Annotated in this window: 16 protein-coding genes and 1 riboswitch; of the genes, 11 read left to right on the forward strand and 5 right to left on the reverse strand. The window is 44.7% G+C overall.

Going from position 1 to position 22,780, the window contains the following annotated elements; translation table 11 throughout:
• The first annotated feature begins 52 nt into the window (after positions 1-52).
• Both Q1Q15_RS00890 and Q1Q15_RS00895 read left to right on the forward strand, forming a co-directional pair.
• Positions 53-1,042 (forward strand): ATP-grasp domain-containing protein, encoded by a 990-nt coding sequence (locus Q1Q15_RS00890; RefSeq protein WP_300455328.1) that lies wholly within the window; start codon positions 53-55, stop codon positions 1,040-1,042.
• A 99-nt stretch (positions 1,043-1,141) separates the two neighbouring features.
• On the forward strand, positions 1,142-1,984 hold the full coding sequence (locus tag Q1Q15_RS00895) for an N-formylglutamate amidohydrolase (RefSeq protein ID WP_300455331.1): 843 nt from the start codon (positions 1,142-1,144) through the stop codon (positions 1,982-1,984).
• A 117-nt stretch (positions 1,985-2,101) separates the two neighbouring features.
• Here the strand turns inward: Q1Q15_RS00895 and Q1Q15_RS00900 are convergent, their stop codons facing one another.
• Both Q1Q15_RS00900 and Q1Q15_RS00905 read right to left on the reverse strand, forming a co-directional pair.
• Positions 2,102-3,877 (reverse strand): long-chain fatty acid--CoA ligase, encoded by a 1,776-nt coding sequence (locus Q1Q15_RS00900; RefSeq protein WP_300455334.1) that lies wholly within the window; start codon positions 3,875-3,877, stop codon positions 2,102-2,104.
• Between the two features lie 173 nt (positions 3,878-4,050).
• Positions 4,051-4,818 carry an IclR family transcriptional regulator gene (locus Q1Q15_RS00905; protein ID WP_300455336.1) on the reverse strand — a complete coding sequence of 256 codons (768 nt, stop codon included), beginning with the start codon at positions 4,816-4,818 and terminating at the stop codon, positions 4,051-4,053.
• A gap of 254 nt (positions 4,819-5,072) precedes the next feature.
• Between Q1Q15_RS00905 and Q1Q15_RS00910 the strand changes: the two genes are divergently transcribed.
• The 7 genes from Q1Q15_RS00910 to Q1Q15_RS00940 all read left to right on the forward strand — a co-directional run bounded on the left by Q1Q15_RS00910 (position 5,073) and on the right by Q1Q15_RS00940 (position 12,803).
• Positions 5,073-5,336, forward strand: coding sequence for a hypothetical protein (locus Q1Q15_RS00910; RefSeq protein WP_300455339.1), 264 nt, complete (start codon positions 5,073-5,075; stop codon positions 5,334-5,336).
• 1 nt (position 5,337) lies between these two features.
• Positions 5,338-7,278 (forward strand): aldehyde ferredoxin oxidoreductase family protein, encoded by a 1,941-nt coding sequence (locus tag Q1Q15_RS00915; protein WP_300455342.1) that lies wholly within the window; start codon positions 5,338-5,340, stop codon positions 7,276-7,278.
• Positions 7,279-7,296: 18 nt separating this feature from the next.
• Positions 7,297-7,797, forward strand: coding sequence for a 4Fe-4S dicluster domain-containing protein (locus tag Q1Q15_RS00920; protein ID WP_300455345.1), 501 nt, complete (start codon positions 7,297-7,299; stop codon positions 7,795-7,797).
• 123 nt (positions 7,798-7,920) lie between these two features.
• The gene (locus Q1Q15_RS00925; protein ID WP_300455348.1) at positions 7,921-9,339 is read left to right on the forward strand and encodes a hypothetical protein; all 1,419 of its coding nucleotides are present in this window, start codon (positions 7,921-7,923) and stop codon (positions 9,337-9,339) included.
• A gap of 153 nt (positions 9,340-9,492) precedes the next feature.
• A complete protein-coding gene (locus Q1Q15_RS00930; protein WP_300455351.1) occupies positions 9,493-10,413 on the forward strand; it encodes a phosphate/phosphite/phosphonate ABC transporter substrate-binding protein in 921 nt (306 codons plus the stop codon).
• A 16-nt stretch (positions 10,414-10,429) separates the two neighbouring features.
• Positions 10,430-12,466, forward strand: a complete 2,037-nt coding sequence (locus Q1Q15_RS00935) for an ATP-binding protein (protein ID WP_300455354.1) — start codon at positions 10,430-10,432, stop codon at positions 12,464-12,466.
• Positions 12,441-12,803, forward strand: a complete 363-nt coding sequence (locus Q1Q15_RS00940) for a response regulator (protein WP_300455357.1) — start codon at positions 12,441-12,443, stop codon at positions 12,801-12,803. The genes Q1Q15_RS00935 and Q1Q15_RS00940 overlap by 26 nt, the downstream gene beginning before the upstream one ends.
• Before the next feature lie 27 nt (positions 12,804-12,830).
• On the opposite strand, the gene Q1Q15_RS00945 is transcribed toward Q1Q15_RS00940, so the two are convergent.
• Both Q1Q15_RS00945 and Q1Q15_RS00950 read right to left on the reverse strand, forming a co-directional pair.
• Positions 12,831-13,847, reverse strand: coding sequence for a dual specificity protein phosphatase (locus Q1Q15_RS00945; RefSeq protein ID WP_300455360.1), 1,017 nt, complete (start codon positions 13,845-13,847; stop codon positions 12,831-12,833).
• A 5-nt stretch (positions 13,848-13,852) separates the two neighbouring features.
• Positions 13,853-16,435 carry a PEP/pyruvate-binding domain-containing protein gene (locus Q1Q15_RS00950; RefSeq protein ID WP_300455363.1) on the reverse strand — a complete coding sequence of 861 codons (2,583 nt, stop codon included), beginning with the start codon at positions 16,433-16,435 and terminating at the stop codon, positions 13,853-13,855.
• A gap of 472 nt (positions 16,436-16,907) precedes the next feature.
• Between Q1Q15_RS00950 and Q1Q15_RS00955 the strand changes: the two genes are divergently transcribed.
• Positions 16,908-19,649, forward strand: a complete 2,742-nt coding sequence (locus Q1Q15_RS00955; protein WP_300455366.1) for a PKD domain-containing protein — start codon at positions 16,908-16,910, stop codon at positions 19,647-19,649.
• Between the two features lie 611 nt (positions 19,650-20,260).
• Positions 20,261-21,049, forward strand: coding sequence for a zinc-binding dehydrogenase (locus tag Q1Q15_RS00960; protein WP_300455369.1), 789 nt, complete (start codon positions 20,261-20,263; stop codon positions 21,047-21,049).
• A 186-nt stretch (positions 21,050-21,235) separates the two neighbouring features.
• Here the strand turns inward: Q1Q15_RS00960 and Q1Q15_RS00965 are convergent, their stop codons facing one another.
• Positions 21,236-21,643, reverse strand: a complete 408-nt coding sequence (locus tag Q1Q15_RS00965; RefSeq protein ID WP_300455372.1) for a hypothetical protein — start codon at positions 21,641-21,643, stop codon at positions 21,236-21,238.
• A gap of 159 nt (positions 21,644-21,802) precedes the next feature.
• Positions 21,803-21,878: riboswitch (cyclic di-GMP riboswitch) on the reverse strand.
• Positions 21,879-22,780: the final 902 nt, after the last annotated feature.

Raw genomic sequence — 22,780 nt, forward strand, 5'->3', positions numbered from 1 at the left:
CAGTGCGCCAGACGCACAATCGGTCAAAAAAATATTAGGAGATTGTAAGGTTATGAAAAAAGTGCTGCTGATCACAGGACCTGCAGGTGATGCCCAGGGGTGGGGAGACTTAAGTGTTACGCAACATATCTGTCAGGCGATTATCGATACAGGAAATGATGCTGAAATTGCCTTTGTCAACACCATGGAAGAATTTTACCAGGCCATTGAAGAAAAATCATATGATATTGTCTGGAGTGCTTTGTATCACATTTCCAGCAAATCCGAAACCATTGGCATGAGTGAGGGTGAAGACAACTGGCTTGCCGATATTCTCGATACAAAAAAAATTCCCTATATTGGTCCCAATGCCGCAACCATGAAGGCATTAATCCATAAAACCCACACCCATCAGATTTTAAAAGAAGCCGGCGTTTCCGTTCCCTACCACTTTCAGATTGATCGGGGCGATGACCTGCCGGATCTTGATTACCCCGCCTTTGTAAAGCCCAGTTATGAATCACGGTCTAAGGGCATCAGCGACGAGAGTGTGGTGAATTCCAGAGAGGAGCTTGAAAAGCAAGTGGCCTATATCCACACTGAATTTGACCAGCCCGCCCTGGTGGAAGAATATCTGCCCGGACAGGAATACACCGTGCTGATGTTGGGAAATGGAGAACACCAGGAATTTTTAGCCGGCCGGGTTGAAGTTGACGAAAAAATGTTTGGCAAATATCCCATATTAAGAGCGGATCTCCGGGGGGTGGGGGTTACCAAAATCAGACCGATTAACCATATGACCAAATCGGCTGTTCAATTGACCAAAGATGCCATGGAAGCCTTGAATTGCCTGGACCACGTCAGGGCTGATATGCGTCTGGATGCCAATGGAAAACTTAAAATAATTGAAGTGAACGGCATTCCAGGATTAAAACCAATTAAAAGCTGGAGTCCCCAGATGTTCACCATGCATCATCCTTCCCAGGAAGGTCCCATGGAAGATTACAAACACCTCATTGACCATGTCGTATCTTCTGCCCTGGTCCGGTGTGACCTGGCATAACAACCCATTTGGATACCGTCAAAGAATGACGGTATCCAAATTAACCGGTGGACACCGTTACGATGATCGTATGGTGGGTCTGCTCTTTTGGATGGTTAAATGAATATCCCCTGGGATCGACAGCTTTTTGAAACAATAAAAAAACACGAACCCATTTCCCGTAATGATTTGTCACTGGGATTTGGCTATCACCTGGATTTTTCAATCCCCCAAATCGCCATGGCCATCCATGCCGGTCATCATGTACGGGAAGACCTGTTGCCCTGCATGATCCTTTCCCCGGCAGAACGGATGTTTGAAGAAGACACTGGAACCGACGTCATGATTCATGACCATCCCAATGCGGTATGGGGCCTTGAGTCCCGGGCGGTTTATGACCTGAACCGCGATGAAGAGATGGCCCTGCCCCTGGTGCCTGAAAAATTCTGGGGCACCCGGGTGTATGGGGAGCAGCCCACCCCTGAAATGAATGATAAAAGCCTTGGGCAGCATCGGTTCTTTTACCTGTTTATGGGCACCGTGATCCGGCACATGATAGACACCTTTGGATATTGCATTGTCTATGATATCCATTCCTACAATATTACCCGGCAGCAGGCGAAAGGCATTAAATCTCCCCCGGTTTTTAATCTGGGAACGGCAGCCCTTGATCGGTCAAAATGGAAAGGTCCCATTGACTCATGGCTTGAAAATTTGAGAAAAATTTCATTGCCCGGCATTACCACCACGGTTGCTGAAAATGACGTTTTTTCAGGCCAAGGAGAGTTGTGCAAACGGCTCAGCCAATGGGATCCACGAATCCTGGTGCTGCCCACCGAGGTGTCAAAAGTTTACATGGATGAAAAAAAAGGGGCCCTATATCCGCCTATGATCAAAGCCATACAAAACGGATTAATACAGGCCATGGCATCGCATGCAGCACCGAATCCTCATCCGTCTTGATCCCCACAGGATTTAAAATAAAACGGGCATCTTTTATTCCAACCCGATTGTCTCCATTCACTGAACCCAGAAGGAAAACCCAATTCTGATGTGAAATAAACGGCTTGTCAAACGGCGCTAATACATGTCATCAATCACGTCTTTGTATCTTTTGTTGATGCTTTTCCGTTTCAGCTTCAAGGTGGGCGTGATTTCCTCACCCTCTATGGTAAAGGGCCGGGACAGCAGTTTGAATTCTTTGATGGTTTCATACTGGGCCAGCAGTTTCGAGTGATAATCGATTCGTTTCCTGTAAAATCTGATGACCTCGGGATGGTTGACCAATTCATCCATTGAGGTGTAGGAGATTGCCTTTTTTTCGGCCCAGGCTTCAAGGGCTTCAAAGGAGGGGACAATTAGGGCACTGATAAATTTCCGTTTGTCTCCAATGGCCACAACCTGTTCAATGAAAAAATCTTTTCCCACAAGGGTTTCGATCTGCTGGGGGGCGATGTTTTTACCACCGGAAGTGATGATAAGATCCTTGATCCGATCGGTGATTTTCAAGAATCCGTCAGCGTCAAATTCTCCCACGTCACCGGTCTTGAACCATCCGTCAACGATGGTTTCAGCGGTTTTTTCAGGGTTGTTATAGTATCCTTTCATGACCTGGGGGCCTTTGACCTGGATTTCACCGTTATCGTCAATCCTGACCTGGCAGTTTGGAACGAGTTTCCCAACGGTTCCGAATTTAAAACATCCGGGGGTGTTATAGGATATCATGGGGGACGTTTCCGTCAGGCCATACCCCTGACAAACCAGAAGGCCGCAGTTAAAAAAGAATTCTTCAATGGATTTTTCCAGGGGGGCACCCCCGGCCGAGAAAAAGTTTTTTTCACCGCCCACCACCCCCCTTACTTTAGAGAGAACCAGGGTGTCGAAAATTTTGTGTTTCAGTTTTAAGCCCAGGGATATGGGCTGGTTGTTTTTACGTCTGGTATAATAGGTTTTACCTGTTTTAATGGCCTGTTTGAAAAGTATTTTTTTCATGAAGGAGGCCGTTTCCTGGCGGTTCATTACCGTAGCATATATTTTTTCATAAAGCCTGGGAACGGATACCATGGCCGTTGGCTTGATTTCCTGCAGGGTTTCGATCACTTTCTTGGGGTCTTCAAGATAGGTGTGAACCGCTCCTTTCCGGTATACATAATAGGACCACATCCTTTCATATACATGGCTCAAGGGCAGAAAGCACAAGGACGTGTCTTTGCTGGTGACGTTGAAATTCGTATCAATGGCGTCAAACTGGTGGAACAGGTTGCCATGGGTGAGCATGACCCCTTTGGGATTTCCCGTGGTACCGGACGTATAGATAATGGTGGTGGTGTCATCTTTTTTGATCAATTCCTGGCGGTGATGAAGCTCATTTTGACCAATGGCTTCGGGAGTGATGTCAATAAAATCATTAAAATAGTGGGCAAAAGAGGGGTTAATAGCTAGTGTGGAATCGTAAGCGATGACGGTTAATGGGATGGCTTCAGAGATGATTGTTTCAATATTCTGGTATTGAAATGCATTCCCCACAAAAATAAGCTTTATACCGGCATCCTTAATAATAAACCGGGCCTGTTCTTTTGTGTTGGTGGCATAAATGGGGACAGAGACGGCACCTGCGATACTGCAGGCAAAATCGGTCACCGCCCATTCGTAACGGTTCGCGGAATAGATGCCGACATTGTCGCCTTTTTGTACATTGGCATGGACCAGAGCGCAGGCAAGGCGGTTGATTTTCTCTCCAAATTCGGCATAGGTCAACGATCTCCATGCGTCGTTTTCCTTGAATCTCAATGCCGTTTGACTGGTGTATTCTTTTACTTTTTCGGTGATCATTTGACCAACATGCTCATACGTCATGGTACTAGGCCCTCCCCCGGGAATCAAATTAAAGAAAATAAACACTGTTTATCCGTATAATTAATACTATCTAATGGCAAACGAAAAATAAAGTTTTTCCTGGTGCACATGAAATCTTTCCGGGGCAATAGACGCACTTTTCCCCCAACAATGACGGTTGGGGGGGATGGGGATTAGGACTGGAAAGACAGTCTTTTGTTGATCCGGGCCGCGGCCGCTTTGGTTTGTTCAATAATAGTCTGCATCTTTTTGTTGGACATGGATGCCTTAAATCCAACGACCCAGATAGCCGGGGTATAGGCCCCATATTGCTTGAGTGGCGCTGCCACTGCCCTGACACCTGAAAGATACTCTTCATCATCAACGGCATACCCATTTTTTCGAATCTGTTCCAATTCTTTTGTATATTGGTCTATATCCATAATGGTTTGGGGGGTGAACCGTATTAACGGGTTTGCATGTAAAAATTTCTGCAAGTCTTTTGGTTCCATCATGGATAAAAATACTTTTCCGTTTGCCCCGGCCTGCACGGCCAGGGAAGTGCCAATGGGGGAGGTAATTTTAAAATCTTTTCTGGATTCAACAATATCGATTACGGTGACGCTGTTGCCGTTCCGGACACCCAGAAAAACAGATTCCTGACATTGTTCCATCAGTTCTTCCATAATCGGTTTGGCCATATTTTTAAAATCAATTCGTTCGTAGGCTGCTTTTCCAAGCTCCATGAGCGTGATGCCGATGGTGTATCGCTTTGTAACAACGTCCCTCATAATGGCGCCCTGGTCTTCCAGGGCAGCGGTAATGCCGTGGACCGTGCTTTTGCTGATATCCAGACGGGTTGAAATTTCACTGATTCTCAACCCTTTACTGCTTTTTGCAATGGCATTCAAAATAATGAAGGCTTTTTTAACAATCGGGGCTTGATATTTTTTTTTAATCATTGTTCACCATAATGAATTTTTCATTTTTGATAGCGCGGCTAAAAATTAGCTTGACAACCATATGATAATATTATTTACTGTTCTGGTGTTCATTATTATGAATTTTTAAAAAAAGCAATGGTAAAATATGAACGCAAAGGTGTAAAAAAGGGGTGAATTAAGTTAAGATAAGAAGTCTTGTCAAGGTAAGCGCTAAAAATTAAAGTGCTTATCGATTTTGTATACATCAATTTTATCAACAAAGGAGGGTCTTTATGGCAGTTGATACCAATAAGATGTCCGGGGCCGAAAGTCTTCGTAAAACAAGGACATACGGTAAGTTTAGATGCCTGAATCCGACCTGTATGGGCAGGTTGGAACCAAAACCGGGTAGCGACCATGTAAGGTGTCCGGTTTGCACCAGTGAATATCGTGTCGCCTGGATTCGTCCGGATTTTCCAAGAGTCCGCGGTCCCGTCTGGGAAGTGAATAAAAAGCTTGCCGATGCAGCGTTTAAGAAAAAGATGGAGGGGAAATAGTATGGCGTTGAATAGAAAAATAGCATATATTAACCTGACCACCGGAGAGGTAGAGGTCAAACCGATTCCCCTTGACGTCAGAAAAAAATTCCTTGGGGGTAGAGGACTTGATGCCTATCTCTTGTTGAATCATTCAGAAAAAGGGTGTGATCCGTTAGGACCTGATAACCCGTTGATCGTCAGCGGTGGGTTTCTTACGGCAACCTGTGCATCAGCCACAGCCAGAACCCATGTAATGGCCAAATCACCGTTAACCGGGATGTTGGGCTCCTGTAACATGGGGGGGTTCTTTGCCCCGGAAATGGCATGGGCCGGGTTTCATCACCTGGTGATCAAAGGAAAGGCGGAAAAACCGTGTTATATCTTTATTCATAACGGTGAAATTGAAATTCGGGATGCCGCCAATATCTGGGGAACCACCACCACGGATGCCCAGTGGGCCATCCGGGATGAGTTGAATGATCAGGAAGTAAAATCCATGGTCATCGGGCCTGCCGGTGAAAATCTGGTGGTCTATGCCAATGTCATGACCGGCATTAAAAATGCCGGTGGTAGAACCGGGATGGGGGCTGTCATGGGTTCCAAGAACCTCAAGGCCGTTGCCTGCCGGGGAACCATGGATATCAAGATTGCCCACCCGGTTGAAGCCCTGGAGTTCAACAAGCGGTTTATTGATCAGATCACGTCTGCAAAGGTGAACAAGACCCAGGGAATCCTTGGTACCCCCATGATCTGGGGTGCGACCAACTCCTGGGGCGGGGTTCGTACAAGGAACTTCCAGTATAACCAGTGCGAGTATGCCGATGATATTGAGCCTGAAGCAATTGATGAAATCTGCGAAGATACCATGGGGCCGTATCACATGTCCGGCTGTTTTGGCTGCCAGGTTCATTGCCGGGCCCAATACAGAATTCCTTCCGGCCCGTATAAAGGTAAATATGATGAGGGTCCGGAATATACCTCCCAGGGGGCATTTGGAAGTGAGACAGATACGCCGAGTGCAGAGACGGTTCTTGTGGGAAACCATTTGGTTGACCAGTACGGCATTGATAACCTGGAAATCGGCAGTTTGATTTCCTGGGCAATGGAGCTGTATGAAGAAGGTATTATTACCAGCCAAGATACCGACGGACTGGATCTTCGGTTTGGTAACGATGAAGCCGTTATTGAGATGATTCATCGGATTTGCTATCGAAAAGGCAAAGTGGCGGATGCCCTCGCTGACGGTGGTATCCCGGCTTCCAAGATCTTCGGCAAGAATTCCTTTGATTACCTGATCCAGGTAAAGGGAATGAGCAACCTTCATTCCGATGAAAGGGCCACCCCGGCCCTGGCCCTTAACATTGCAACATCTTCCAGGGGGTCTGACCATTTGAGAAGCCGTCCGGCCATTGATCTTTACCATCTGCCGGAACCGGTATTGAGAAAAATTTACTCCAGCCCGATACCCTATGAAGGACCGCTGTCTTCCGAACATACGGAATATATTGGAAAAGCCTGGCAAGTGTTCTGGCAGGAAAACTGCTACATGGGGGTTGATTGTCTGGGGATTTGCAAGTACCATACGACATTTCTCGGTGCAACACTGCCGAACTTTGAAGACTGGCCCAAAGTGCTGTATTACAACACCGGCGTCGAGTTCACACCGGAAGAGCTGTGGGATATTACAGAACGGTGCAACATGCTGGAAAGACTTTTTAACTTAAGGGAAGGGTTGACAAGGGACGATCTTGAAAAAGGCGATATGCTCAATCATCGCTATTTTGATGAGCCTTGTAGAAGAGGTGCGCCTGACGTTGTTGGAAGAATGATTGACAAGGAAAAATTTATTGGCATGATTGATGAATTCTATGCGCATAAAGGCCTTGACGCAGAAGGTAACCCTACATCAGAAACCCTGAAACGGCTTGGGCTGGCAAATGAGCCATCCCACATGCTATAAGTTGGAAAGGAGTATATCATGGAAAAAAAGGATAAAGTCCTGATGATAAACCCTGAAAAATGTACAGGGTGCAGATTGTGTGAACTGGTATGTGCGGTAAAGCATGACGGGGTGTCAAATCCTGCTCGAAGTCGTATCAGAATAATGAAATGGGAAATGGACGGGGTGTATATCCCCATGGCCTGCCAGCAGTGCCAGGATGCCCCCTGCATGGGCGTCTGTCCGGTTAACGCGATTTCCCGCAATGATGAACTCAACAGAATTGAAGTGGATTATGACAAATGCATCGGCTGCCGGTCTTGTGTGGCAGTGTGTCCTTTTGGTGCCATGGGGTTCAATTCCATTGACAGAAAGGTCTTCAAATGTGACCTGTGTGATGGGGATCCCCAGTGCGTCAGATTCTGTGAAGTTCAGGCTGTTGAATATGTGGAAGTAGATGATGTGGCCATTCTCAAGAAAATGGAAGCCGCAACCAAACTGCAGGCCACAAGCCATAAGATTGCGCTGAAAGAAGCCTAGCAGTATAAAACCTGTCATAAGGGTTTACGTTAGGGTATAATATAATGCACGTTCTGGCAGTTGTCCGGAACGTGCATTTGTTTTTTTAACAATAGACGGGGTGAGAATTTTCAAGTGGCAGCAATGAAAGAAAAAACAAAAAAACTGGTCATCATCACAGGGTATTTCACGGATGAGTCCTATGGACTGTTAGGTCCCCAGATGGCAGCCACTATCATAAATGACCATACCGATTTTGAAGCCATCGTTGTCGGGGTCACCAATGAGGATAGCACGCAGGCGTTAAAAACAGCTTTAACGCATCATTTTAAAAATCAGCAAAAAATAGTGGGATTTTCATCTCTTGGGGGGAGACTTGACCTGTTTGATCTGGCCCGGGAATTAAAAGATGAGGGGGCCATCACCATTCTTGCAGGCCCCCAGGCAGGTCCGGATTACAAAGGGGAAGCCGGTTGGCAGTCCTATCCCCATCGCTTTAAAGGCATGTCCGATCATTTTTCCTTTGCCCTCCATGGCCCGGCCCAGCAAATCATACCGATTTTAGCTTCGGACCTGGACAGTGAGGTATCAACATGTGAAGGGGTGCTTTGCCGGGATGAACACGGCCAATTGATTGAAAATCCGTCGATTCCCTGGGATGATACCTATCTGTCAACAGTGGACTGGCAAACTCTTTATGTGCTTAAGGATGCGGATTTTGAACCGTTAAGCATTACGTGTGCCCAGGTATTGCAACAGATCGGATGCCAGCACGCAGCAAAGGAAAGGCAGGTTTCCATTGATTATCCTTGGCGTCTCGTAAAAGAGGTCACCCACCCGGCCGTCATCACCATTTGCCAGAAAGGGTGCAGTTTTTGTGATGTGGCCGCAGATAAAGGATATATGGGGGGGTTAAATGAGACGGCCATCAAAAAACAATTACGGTGTTTGCCGGAAAGTCCTGACGGCAGAAAGATTCCCTTTGAGTTAATAAACGAAAGCCCGTTGCCCAAACTGCCAAGGTTTTTTCGACTGGCTGAGGAATTGTCCATCCAATTATCCCAGATCAATCTTACCCTGCGGGCGGATTACCTGTTAAAGGGTCTGACATCCCTGGAGGCAGCGTTAAACATCGCCACACAAAAAAATGTTCGAATTTTATTGTCTTCCATTGGGTTTGAGTCGTTTGATGATACCATCTTAAAAAATCTGAACAAAGGGGTCGATCGGCAGACAAACCTGGATGCCATAAAGACCGTCAGATCATTGAAAGCCAGATTTCCTGCCAATTTTGGATACCTGAAAGAAGAGGGCGCCAACCACGGATTTATCCATCCCACACCCTGGGACACCCCGGAGATTTCCCGGCAGATCAATAAAACCATCAGCATGTACCAATTGTCCCTGGACATTTTACCCAACCACAGTACACCGTTGATCATCCATCATGCGTCAGGTCTTGCAGACTGGATACGACAGATTGAAACAAAAGAACATATTGAATTCCAAAGAGTCGGCACCACCATTGGATGGTGGCAGACAAAAGATCAAACGTTGTTATGAAGTGGATGCCAATCCTTCGTTTCAGCATGACTTAGGGTTTGAGGCGCTTAATCCGGGATAAAAGGTGATTTAATTTTAGCCAAATCACTATCTCTATGGTATGGTTAAAGAGTTATACGGGTCAGGCGAGTAATGCATAAAGGAGTTCTGAATGTGAAATACCGATGGGGGGTATGGCTGTTCTTTTTTTTGTTTCTGGGGTGTGGAGATGACGAATCTGCCATTCCGGTGGATTTGACGATAACCGAGCAGGTAATCCTTAAAGAGGAACTGGGGGTTGTCACCTATGCCTATCTTCCCCAATATTCCCATACCGTCTCTCACACCCGTCACCATGCCCTTGTTCAGTATTTACGAAAAGAGACCGGATTGAACATCAAACAGATATTTCCGGACACCTTTGACCAGCATATGAAAATGGTGGGTCAGGAAAAAATTGATATTTCATATTCCAATCCGTTTATTTATGTGAAACTTGCCCATCGATATGGGGCAAGGGCATTTGCACGCATTGTTGAGGGGATGGGAAAAGATCAGTTCCGGGGCCAGATTATTTGTCGAAAGGATCATCCCACCATCCAGACCATAGGGGATTGCCGTCATAAGCGATGGATAGCTGTAGATTCAACATCGGCAGGCGGATATTTATATCCGCTAGGCCATTTTATGGACCATGGCATTCAACGAACGGATTTCAAGGAAATTGCTTTTGCACCGGGTCCCGGGGGAAAACAGGAAAAGGTCATCCTTTCCGTTTATGCGGGCAAATATGACATCGGAACCATCAGAGAAGGGTCTTTGGATGTGGTATCCGGTAGAATTGATATCAATAAAATACGGATTATTTCAGTGACAGACCCCTATCCGGGGTGGGTGTATGCCGCCCGGAAAAATCTGGATAAAAAGAGTGTTGAAAAATTAACACAGGCCTTTGGTAAACTCGATTTTAACCATAAACCGCATCGAGAAATATTAGAAGCCGCCAATTTTATCCGGGTGATAGCGTCGGTTGATTCGGATTTCGATGCGGTAAGGCAATTAACGGCCAAGGTGGGGTTGAGTCTTGATGAATAAAGGGATGAACGCGTAAATGCGACCAGGATTTCGCGGTAAAATTTATCTGGGTTTTTTTTCTTTGCTTCTGATCCAGGGGCTTGTGATCTTTTTATGGGTCAGCCAGGTCATGAAGGACGCTTTGCTGGAAGAGATAAAAACGCGGGAAATTTCAATTGGAATGAATCTTTCTGCCCGAATGGTAGAGCCCATCCTGGCCATGGATTTTTTGAGAATGAACGTTCTGATCGATGAAACCGTCCAACTGGGGGATGATATTTTTTATGCCTTTGTCCTGGACAAGACGGGTAATCCGCTGATCCATACATTTAAAGAGGGGTTCCCCGTAGCACTCAAGACGGCAAACACGGTTTCAGACACACAAAAAGGCTCTATGCAGCTGTTGGATACCGGGAAGCACTTGATTTATGATTATGCCGTGCCGGTGTTTATCAATGACAATCGCCTGGGGACCTTAAGATTGGGTTTTTTTCAAACACGGGTTGAAAAAGCAGTGCAAAAAACCATGATTACTGCTGTGATCATACTGATCTTGACCATACTCGTTGCCTGTGTTGTCGTCGCTTTTTTACTCAACCCTGTGACAAAAAGTATCCAAAAACTTCATGACTCATCAGAGCAGGCATTGCGGGGAAATCTTGATGTAAGAACCGCCCCCATGCTGGAAAAAAATTGCTGGGACATCATGCAGTGTCATCGGAAAGAGTGTCCGGCATACAAAAATTATCATCACCGATGCTGGTATCTGGCAGGAACCCTTTGCCCAACCTGTGTTGAAGGTGAATTTGCCAAAAAAATAGACTCTTGCCGGCAATGCAAGGTTCACAAAAAATGTTCAGGGGATGAAGTTCAGAGCCTGGCTGAAAGTTTTGATGCCATGACCCTGTCTTTAAAAGGAAATTTATCTGAACTGAAAAGTGCTGAACGTGTTTTGAATGAACAAAAGGCCCTTCTCCAGACAATCCTGGATGCCATACCGGATTTCATATCCCTTCAGGATCATGATGGCCGGTATATATCCGTCAACAGAGCCTTTTGTGAAATGTTGGGTAAAAACAAGGAAGAGATTGTCGGCAAAGGCAATGAGGATTTGTTTTCCAAAGCCCAGGCAGACCGCTATAATAAAGAGGATAAACGCGTACTGGAAACCAGCGTTCCCCTTGTTAAAGAAAATAGAATCGCCGGGCAAAAGGGAATCAAGTGGCTGCATGTGGTTAAAATTCCTGTTTTAGAAGCAAAAGATCGGGTAAGGGGGCTTGTCTGCGGGGGCAGGGATATTACCCAGCTCAAAGCTGTCCAGCAACAGCTGACCCATGCGCAGAAAATGGAATCCGTCGGACGTCTGGCTGCAGGCGTTGCCCATGAGATCAACACCCCCCTTGGCATCATCCTTGGATATGCCCAGCTGTTGCTGGAAGATGTTGAAACAGACGGGCCAATCTATAAAGATGTGACCACCATTGTCAAGCAGACTAAAATCTGTTCTAAAATTGTAGCGGACCTGTTAAAGTTTTCCCGTTCCAGTGAAAGCATTATCAGTGAGTTTGATATCCATGATGCCCTGGAAGAAGTCCTGGGTGTTGTTGAGCACACCTTTGGCTTAAATCATGTTCAGATTAAACGGGTGTATACTGAAAATCGGTTAAGGATGAAAGGCGATAAGGAGAAACTCAAACAGGTGTTTGTCAATTTGTTGAACAATGCATTTGATGCCATCGGGGAAAATGGCAGCATCTCAATTCATACCGGATTTGGGCGAACGCCGGATGAGATAAAAATATCCATATCTGATACAGGTCATGGAATTGTCAAAGAGAATTTAATAAAGATATTTGAACCCTTTTACACCACCAAAGCCCCGGATAAGGGAACCGGGCTTGGGTTGTCGGTCACATTTGGAATTATAAAAGAGCATAAGGGTACGATTAACGTCTTTTCGCCTCCATTATCCGGAGAGGGAGAAGAACAGGGCACACAATTTATTGTGGTGCTGCCCTCGGGATTAAATACGAAAAAAGGAGATCTAAATGGCGAACATTCTCGCACTGGATGATGTATTGGACGCAGCCAACCTGATTAAACGGATTCTTGAAAGAAAAGGTCATACCGTGTTTCCTTTTACCGAAGAAGAAGATGCCATTTCGTTTGTGGAATCCACTGAGGTTGACCTGGCTATTCTGGATATCAAGCTGAAAAAGATGAGCGGCGTTGAGGTCCTGGAGGAATTGAAAAAACGGTCCCCGTCCATTCGGGTGATCATGCTCACCGGCTATCCCACCATTGAAACCGCCCGGGAGTGCTTAAAGCTGGGGGCCAGTGAATACTGTGTGAAACCCATTGACAAGGATGAACTGGAAGACAAGGTGGAAGAAGTTCTTAAAAAGGAATAACTGCTCTATCTGACGCATTATCTGGCTTTAAGGTGTTTTTGTCTTTTCAAGATCCGCCATATAGTGAAAATAACGTTGAACAAATTTTCCTGAAATCGTATCTGTCACGGAAAAGGTAAACCCAGCCGTCTGCAGGAATTTTCCGGATAAGGCCAGGAAGACAGCCTGGGAAAGCTCCAAGAGGATATTGTGGGTCTCCTGTTTGTGTGTTGAAGCTTCAGGTGTGCCATAAATTCGGCATCTGGCCGGTCTTTTGTCGTAAATTTTACATCCTGAACCATCATTGAACGGGCATAAGCTGCCTTTCTTTTTCGCGGATTCAACGGCCTTTTTTATCAGCCCCTCTCTTTGGCCGGATGTAAAGTGTTTGTTCATTTTTGAGTGGAGGTAAACGACTTCCATCAATTGAAGATCAAAGGGTTCGAAACAGCAGGTGTGTTGCCCCTTGCCGCATTGATCAGAGGTCTTTGTCACTTGCTTTTCAACGTCGTCATCAATTTTGTTAATCAACGCTTCATAGTCTGAAAAAAAAAGACTGAGATCTGCCCTGTTTTTGATTTCAAGGGAGGGTTCCCGGATGGTCAAGGTGCCGGAGGCTTTACCATACTTTTTTAAGAGTTTCCACTGGCCATAATTGGAAGGATTCGCAGGGGAGGATTTCAATTTTTTTGAAGCCGCTTTGATGGAAAGACCCCTTCGGATCATGTAGGAGGTGACAAATGTGCCTGTCCTTCCAATGCCATGCCGGCAATGGACCAGTACCTTTTTGCCCAGATAAATGGCTTCATCAAGCCAGGCCAGCGCCTTTTCCATGTCTTCCATTTCGGGAATATCTTCATCCCATATGGGAAGGTAATAGACCTCAAATCCTGAAGCGGCTTCAAGCTCATGAAGGTCACTGAATTCAGCGCAAAGGTTGACAATGGCATCAATTCCCTGGGCTGTTATGGCATTCAATTCAGCATAAGACATGGGGGCAGCCCCCACAGCAAGGCTGTCGGTGATCCACTTGATGGCGTAGGGGGAGATCGGGGTATGTTTCAACAGTATCACCTCTCATCAACGGCTGACCTGAAATCATATCGGCCGTTCATAAAATTATCTATCATTATATCCATATCCAGGTTTTCTTTCAGGTACATGTCCATGAGTTTTGTGGCCCCCAGCAGCCGCCCGATGACATCCAATGTCGTTTCCATGGTGGAGAGGGAACCGTGTTTAAGTTCAGCATCAATCAGATCTGACTTGATCTGAACCATAAACCCTAGCCGGGTTAAAATGCCTTTGATAAAATTGGCCCTGAGCATCCTTCCGGCAGGTGTGCCGCCACCACCGGAAAATCTGAAAAGGATATAATTGTCTTGTTTACAGGCAGAGCAGATGGTATCCAGGATGACAAAATGATATCCAAATCTGAAGTTTACATTCAGATACTCTTTTGACACGACTGCATAGCTCCCAAACTGGGGTGAATCAGCACTGATGATGCCTCCGGCCATGACGATTCTGTCATACGCCTCCCAGTCAAAATGGGAGGTTTCAGACCAGGGGATTCCCGGGTGTGATAGTCCTTTTAATACAGCATTCATGGGAATGCTGGCAATATCTTCCGGCCGTATAAATTTTTCACTCCCCTGATGTGGTTTTTTCTGGTTTTTTTTGATCCCCTGGCCCACATCAAGAACATAAAACAGCATCGGGATAGGGGAGAGGAGTCGTTTGGCGCCTTTTTTCCTGCCGCCCTTTCTATTGCCGGTTAAAAACATTTCTTTTACCGCCATTTCATGGGTAAACCGGAGAATATCATGAAGCGATCTGCAGGCTTCGGGCACAAAATCCCTGGACTCTGGATCGGTGAGGTTTAATATGGCGCAAAAATTAATCACATACCGCAGTTTAACGTTAAAAGAGCTGTCTTTGAAAAATGTTTTTCTAGGTGTGACCTTTTCCATCAAAGGCTTTACCCTTCCTTCGTATACCATCCCCCGGTGTGCATCCACCGTCACCCAGGTTCCCTGGACAAGGTCATCAAACCCCTTTGTCACGTTCACAATGGCCGGCACCTGGAATTCCCGGGCAATAGATGAAAAATGACTGGCACGGCTTCCTGTTTCAATGATAATTGCTGCCATGTGCTGAATCGCTGTAACCAGCTGGGGGGGGGCATGCCTGACAACCAGGACGGATTTTTTGGGCATATGGGGCAGGTCTGATAAGTGCTCAAGCCTGTAAACAGGGCCATGGCCGATTCCCGGACAAACAGATTCTCCCTGGGAACACAAAATTTTATTCTCAATGGCCTGGCTTTGTTTCGGGATGTTTTGGATGCTATCGGCATGGAGGTTTAATGGTCTGGACTGGAGGATAAACAGTTGGCCGGAGTTGTCCTGGCACCATTCAATATCCTGGGGGGCTTTAAAATGGGTCTCAAGTAAACTTCCCCATCGGGCAAGGGTGACAGCAGAGGACGCATCAAGGGACAGCTGTGTTTGTTCGTGTTTGTTTGTTTTAATCGTCCGGGGGTGATGATCTGATTCTAGAATCATCTGTTCGCATTTGGTGGCGATGGTTGTTCTGACGATAGTATGTGGGGGGGTTTTTGATACCCGGATAACATCCGGTGCTGCGTCTCCTTCCACGAGCAGCTCCCCCTGTCCCCAGATGGAATGGATCAATATCGATTGGGACCGCAGGTCTTCCATGTCCCGGGTATACATGACACCGGATGTTTTTGAGTCCACCATCTCAAGAACCAGAACGGCCATGGGAGTCTCATCGTCCAGTATCCCCTGACTGATTCTGTATACGATTGCCGGAGCATAATATTTGCTGGCAATGATGCGTTTATATCCGGTTAAAATATCTTTTTTATCTACATTCAAAAGGGTTTGATACTGACCGGCAAAGGATGCTTTACCATCTTCTTTTACCGCACTGCTTCGAAGTGCCACCCTGAAAGTGCCACCCTTACCCTGCTCACAGGATTGTATGGCATCCATGACAGCCATGACAATCTCTTCGGGAATCATTGCCTTTAATATCAAGGTCTCAATTTCAAAGGCGGCCTGTTCCAAAGAAGAGACATCGCTGATATCAAGATGGGCCAGTGCTTCATTAATGGGACCGCGTAAATCGTTGGCCTCCATAAAATAATGAAAGGCATGGGTGGTGATGACAAATCCATCGGGCGTGGGCAGATGAAGCGCTTGATTTAATTGGGATAAGGAGAAGGCTTTTTGACCCGCAATGGATGCGTTCAACAAGGAGGCTTTATTGAATTCAATGGTAAAGGGGGGTGAAAAGTCAAATTCCGGAGGGGAAAGCATGAAGCGGACGTAAAAATCAAATTTATTAAAGTAGTCTTTTAAACTCCAATACCGGGACGGGCACATTTTTAACAGGTGTTCAACCATTCCTGAAACAGAGAGGGCAAAGTTTTCATAGGTTTTTACAACGACCTGAAAGTCGCATTTTTTTTGGGTATAATAGATCTCCTCCAGGGTTGCCAAATATTCATGGGCAGCCTTGTCATATTCCAGCAACGCTTTGAAGGATTCGTATTTTTCCCTCAGAACCGTTCCCGGAGAAAAGACCTGGTATGTCCAGTATCTGAATAAATGCTTAATCAGCATGAGCGATAGCTTTTTTTATCCGCTGACTATTGAGTGTGCTCATTTGTGTTATCCCTCCTGATAGGACTTCGGGTTTTCAACACAGCATGTTTTTTCGATCATGGTGTCATGTTAATATATTTGATAGAATATCGCCACCATATTATGAGGGATCAGGGTATGCATTTTCACCAACATTTTTTTCACCGTCTTTGGTTTTATCCCGCCATTTACCGTCAATCAGAAATTATATCTTGTTTTTATAGTTATATTTCGAGGTTTTAGTAGTGATATTCAACTATTTCGCCGGAAACCTGTTATCGGTTTCTTCAAAATGTCGATATGAGGGATGCCTTATTTTAAATAAGGTATACTCTGAAACCCTTGTAAACCAGCATTTTCAAGCTTTTATATTGACAAGGGAATAGATCGTGGCATAAAAAATGCTATTTTGTCTGTCCAATGATATTATTTTTATTAAAAGGATAGACATATGAAATTGAAATTCACGACAGCAAAAACGATTAGTTTTATGATGATTGTACTGCTTCTGTTGGGGAGTACCGGATTTTTGTCAGCAAACGAGCATGAAATGTACAAAACAGGCCTGCCGGAACTGACAAAAGAAGAACTTCAGTGGCAGAACAAGCATATGCTGAAGGTCAAAAAAGTTAAATTAAACAAAATCGGGCTGGAACGTGTCAACCAGGGGCGGGCAAAAAAGGGGAAAGGAAAAATAGATGAACGTGAGGTCGATGTAGTCGGTATCGGAAGTGAACTGGAGGTCGTGACCGGTGCAGCCAGCAGTATTGATTTAAGTTCTGCGCTGCCGTCGGCGGATTATCCGGGGTATGTGGATAACAGCCAGCTTCAATATTTTCCCCCCATCCGGACCCAGGGGTCCTTGAATTCCTGCGGTGTTTTCAGTGGGACCTATTATACCATGACCCACATGTATGCCTTGACAAATAACCTTGATGCCAAGAACGGCGGTGATTCTATGCATCTTAGCCCTAAATGGACCTATAATATGGTCAACGGCGGAGAAAATAACGGGACCTGGTACTACTGGGCCTATGAAATCGGCCAGAAACATGGTGCGGCAACATGGGCGGAATTTCCCTATGATTCCGATTACAGGACCTGGAGCCTTAATCCAGATACCTGGGAAGACTCATTATATCGCAGATTTGACCAGTATGGTTATGTGATGAATACCCATCAGGACGCCGGTATTGATCAAGTCAAACAGATGCTGATCAATGGGTATGTGCTCAATATTCCGACTTATATTTCCTCATGGGTCTGGCAGACCATTGGAAATGATCCGTTCACCAGTGAAGACGATGCCTTTGCCGGAAAAAAATGTGTATCCTGGGTCAACGGCACATCCGGGTATCATGCCATGACCGTGGTGGGATATAATGATAATATCTGGGTGGATATCAACGGAAATAATGTCGTGGATACAGGAGAGAAAGGCGCTTTCAGGATTGCCAATTCCTGGGGGACCGGCTGGGGTGAGGCCGGTTTTGCCTGGATGTCCTATGATGCTTTGAAGAATCCCTCTACTGTGACCGGAGGTCCGTCAACGGGTCGAATCTACGGATGGTATCCTTCAAGGGCTCACTGGGTAACCGCTAAAGCAAACTATCAGCCTAAAATAATCGGGAAGTTTAAATTAAACCATGCCAAACGGGATCATCTTCGGATGACCCTTGGCGTCTCCGATATAAACCAGTCAACCCCCTCCACCGTTTGGATTCCGGAAATGATTTACAACCAGGGGGGCGCATACAGCTTTGACGGTACAACCAATGCCGTTGATGGCACCTTTGTGTTTGATTTTACGGATCTTCTTCCTTTCGGAGAGGGGCTCAATACCTGGTATCTTGGTGTACAAGATGACACGGCAGGAAGTGAAGCCACTCTCGGAACCTTTACCCTGGTTGATGTTGCAAACGGCAATAAAGAGGTCCAGAGCCTGGAAGTTCCACAAGTCGTGGATGGAACTCAAACCTATGCCAGCATTGATTACGATTCTTCTGGCGATAATCTTCCGCCTATAGCTGTTGCAGACGCATCTGTTTTTTCAGGACAGGCATCCTTAACTGTTCTCTTTGACGGGTCATCATCTTATGACAATGACGGAAATATTGCTTCCTTTGCCTGGGATTTTGGAGACGGTGCATCCCAATCCAGCGCCACGGTTGAGCATCGTTATGATCAATCGGGCAGTTATACCGCAACCCTCACGGTAACCGATAATGACGGCGCAACCAATACCGATTCGGTTAACATCGAGGTTGTGGCCGACCCCTACAATCAGATTTATGTGTCAGATATTCAGGCAACACTTGTTGTCGAGGAAACAGGTCAGAAGGTCCTTGTCAGTGTTGAAATTCTGGATAATAACCAAAATTCAATATCCGGTGCACTGGTTCAGGGGCATTGGTCCGGATTGCTTGCAGGCGATGTGTCCGGAACAACGTCTGAAAACGGGATAATCGAATGGGTGTCCGCCGGTACGCTTCAATCCGGCATCATCACTTTTTCAGTAGATACTGTTTTTGCACCGGGATATGAGTTTGATTCTTCTTTAAATACAATCTCCTCCATCAGTATTTCAACGGAAGAAAACCTTAATCAAAGTCCGGTGGCCATTATTGAGGCGGGATCACTCAGTGGTACGGCACCGGCCTGGATTTCTTTCAGCGCCGAAAACTCCTATGATCCTGACGGAACTATTACCTCCTATGAATGGCGCGTGGGAGGGGCGGTTGTTTCCTCTGGAGCATCATCATCCTTAAGTCATGAATTTTCCACTGCTGGAATCTATGAGGTTGTTTTGAATGTGGAAGATAATAACGGCGCCTTTTCTGAGGACAGTATAACCGTAAATATTGAATCCGGGCTTGAAACCTTCATATATGTTTCAAGTATAGTTATGACGGTCAAGCACATGGGGAAGAATTCTGCGGGACTTGCAACCGTAAAAATTGTTGACCAATACGGAAATCCAGTTGGAAATGCAGTTGTCACCAGTTCCTGGAGCGGTGTTGTCCAGGATAATCAATCCGGAACCACCGGCAATGACGGCACTGTTGTGTTCACCTCGCCAAAGACAAAAGCATCCGGTTCCTTTGTGTTCTCAATAGAAGGCGTAACAGCCTCTGGCTATTTATATTCACCGGAAGATAATGTCCTGACATCGGATTCCATCTACAATCAATAATTTTTCTTCCATCCCTTTAAACACGCCCCTTTTTCAGGATGAGGTTTCCCTTTTCATTTCCTGGAAAAGGGGCGTGTTTGTAAAACAGCTCAATTCCTTGAACACTAATCATGAAAGTCTTACTTAATTCAATTCAGGGGGATATAATAATCAGCGCAAAAAATATGATGCATTTTTCACGCAAGGACCTATTGGCTATGATTGATCCGCCACCACCTGACTCAGTTCATAATTTAGGATGATTCAGATGCGCGCAGGCTTCACAACTTGCCTCAGATTAAGGCCTTCAACTATATGGTATGTGATGTTTTTTCAGCTTTGGACTTTCAATTAAATTTTATAAACCTGTGAAGGTGTTGATGGTCATATTTCTGTATTCAACATACCAATATATAGATCACATTATATAGATCACATTTTGATAGATTCTTGGAAAATAACTTCCGGGGCCTTGACCAAGATCCGCTTACTCCAATACACCGTAATGGCATTTTGACTTAATTGATCCTTTCCTTTCCCATATATTTGAATATTTCTTTACGCAAAATTGAAATGTTGATATTGATTTGCAGATAAATTTTTTAATCGTTGCAGATTGGATAATATTCCAAATGACAGAATATCCAGATCAGCACAGTTATCTCCTCCATGAAAGAGTGCTTGTTGAACCATGCATTCTGGAGGTGGGCGGCAAGGTCTTGGATCAACCCTGGTACTTCGGTTCCGAATGCGACGGTGGTTTCTCTGAATACACCGTTGTTGCAGCCAGACATGCTCATAAAATCAACAGCAAGCTCAGCGGCGTTGAACTCGCATCTTTCCCCTGCTCCTATTCCACAGCTGAGAACCTTCTGACCCGAGCCAACGTTAGCGCCAATGATGTTGTGTTGGTTACGGGAGCGTCAGGCGGCGTAGGTTCTGCGGTCATTCAACTTGCCAAGGCAAGGGGGGCCCAAGTTATAGGTATTACCTCGCCGTCCAAAATGGACAAAATTTTGAGTCTTGGGGCTGATCGAACACTTGCGAGAAATACCAGTCTTATACAAGAGATTGGGAAGAGCAGTGTTGATGTCGTAATTGATCTGGTGGCAGGCAAGCAGTGGGAGGGTTTATTGGATGCGCTTAAGCCATTTGGTCGGTATGCTGTTGCCGGTGCTATTGCAGGTCCGCTTGTGGAACTGGATGTCAGAACTCTTTACCTGAAAGATCTGAGTTTGTTTGGCTGTACTGTTCTTGGCGAATCAGTTTTTCCAAACCTGATCAAACGAATTGAGACAGGAAAAGTCTCTCCTGTGGTCGCAAATACGTTTTCTCTCCCCCAGGTTCCCGAGGCACAAAAACAATTCGAAACAAAAAAACATATCGGAAAGTTGATGATCGATATATTAAGCGAAGGATAAATACTATTCTAAGTATAACAATGGGCTGCAAGGGATGCTATTACATTCTTTTATAAAATCGATATTATTATAATATGTTATAAAAAATATCGGTACAATAATGGACAGAAATGTGACTCCATTTTCAAACCATATTATTTTTAATAAAAAACACATTCATGGCAAATCAAATCATCATCTTTTGCACTAATTTTGCCGAATAATAAAATTTGCTATGCGCACATCTTTGACATTGCCATTAAAATGTTTTTCAAGGATTATGACCAGTGAATTTTTTAACCTTATCCTGCTTTTGTTTGTCAGATCTTTTGAGCTCGTTTTAGAAAAAACCATAGTGAGAGCGTATTCAATTTTATCCATATTTTTTTTCAATTTATTGACGCTTGCATTATCTTCAAAATAAATCTCATAGATTACTTCCATCTTCTTTCCATCCGATAATCTTGTATCAAAATCAAAAATAAAAACTTGAGGAGAATCGCATGCAAACAGAAAAAATAAAGAAAAAGTGATAATGAAGACCTGAAGGGTATGCCCCAGGTGAGTATTCGTTTTTTTGTCTAATTTAATTTTATACTTTGATGCACTTTGCATAATCTCCTTGTGCTTCTATGTTAAGCAACATTAACCATTAAAAATGGCAGACTCCTGATAAAGGAGTTTTATCCATTATTTTTTTAAACAATACTTTTTCAGCCATAAAAAACCGGGAACCCTCAAAAGGGAACCCGGTAGCATTATTAAAAATTTTTTCTTTGCAACCAGGCTGTCTTTTAAAAGATCCTTGGCTTTCCGTCCCTACCTCACGATAGGTTTGGCATTAAATATATGGTGAACTATAAAATATAATTCACCATATATTCAAGCTTTTTGTTAAATATATTCAGGGCTCGTATTTACAAGCATGTCTGATCCATTTTTAATTGGCCTTGTCAGCCATTAGAGTTAGCCGTGTATATGGCAAACGGCGACAAGGCCTCGGCCTATTTCAAACAGAATTGAGGGCATCCCAGGCATAACTGACCAACCTCGAAAGTTGAGTTAAATCGTATTGAAAAGGCATGTATGAAATTCAATAGCTATAAAGAGTTAAGGATATAAAGCACAAATAATATTGACAATCTCTATTGTATTGGCTATGAAATATGATATTGATCATGCATCATAAGACACTTCAACTATTCTAATCTTACTGAAGTTCTTTTCAATCATTATAAGTTCTGTCTCTATGCTCAGGTTTCAACACTTTGAAAAAGTATCCTTGTTGGATTAACAGCTAACTCAATCACTATTTGTTGTCAGAGTACTTTTAACATCTTAAAGCATAACATTAAGGATTTAAGATGAAGGGTCCCCTTAAACTGCACACATCATAGCTCCTGAGGAATTTCATACTCCTTGGGGGCTTATTGAATATTTTTTTTTATATGGGAAATACCATATTGATCATTAATGGGGATGCTATGTTGTTTTGTTCATCGGTGTATGATCAGGTGCAATAAAAAAAATGCGGCGCAGCATTTTTATTGCGCTTTGTTTATATGGCGGTTTGATGCTTCCAAGTCATAAAAGCCCTATGCAGACTGGTTTTTCATGTGTTTTACAAAACCTGGGGGGAACAATTCGACATCCCCTCAGAATATCGAAGCCTGGCTTGTCTTATAAGGGTTAAATTAATTTTCTGGTCATATCTCACAATATTTCAATCGCTTAACTGCTTTTGCGGGCGGA

The organism is Desulfobacula sp. (genome assembly GCF_030145145.1).
Classification (GTDB): Bacteria; Desulfobacterota; Desulfobacteria; order Desulfobacterales; family Desulfobacteraceae; genus Desulfobacula.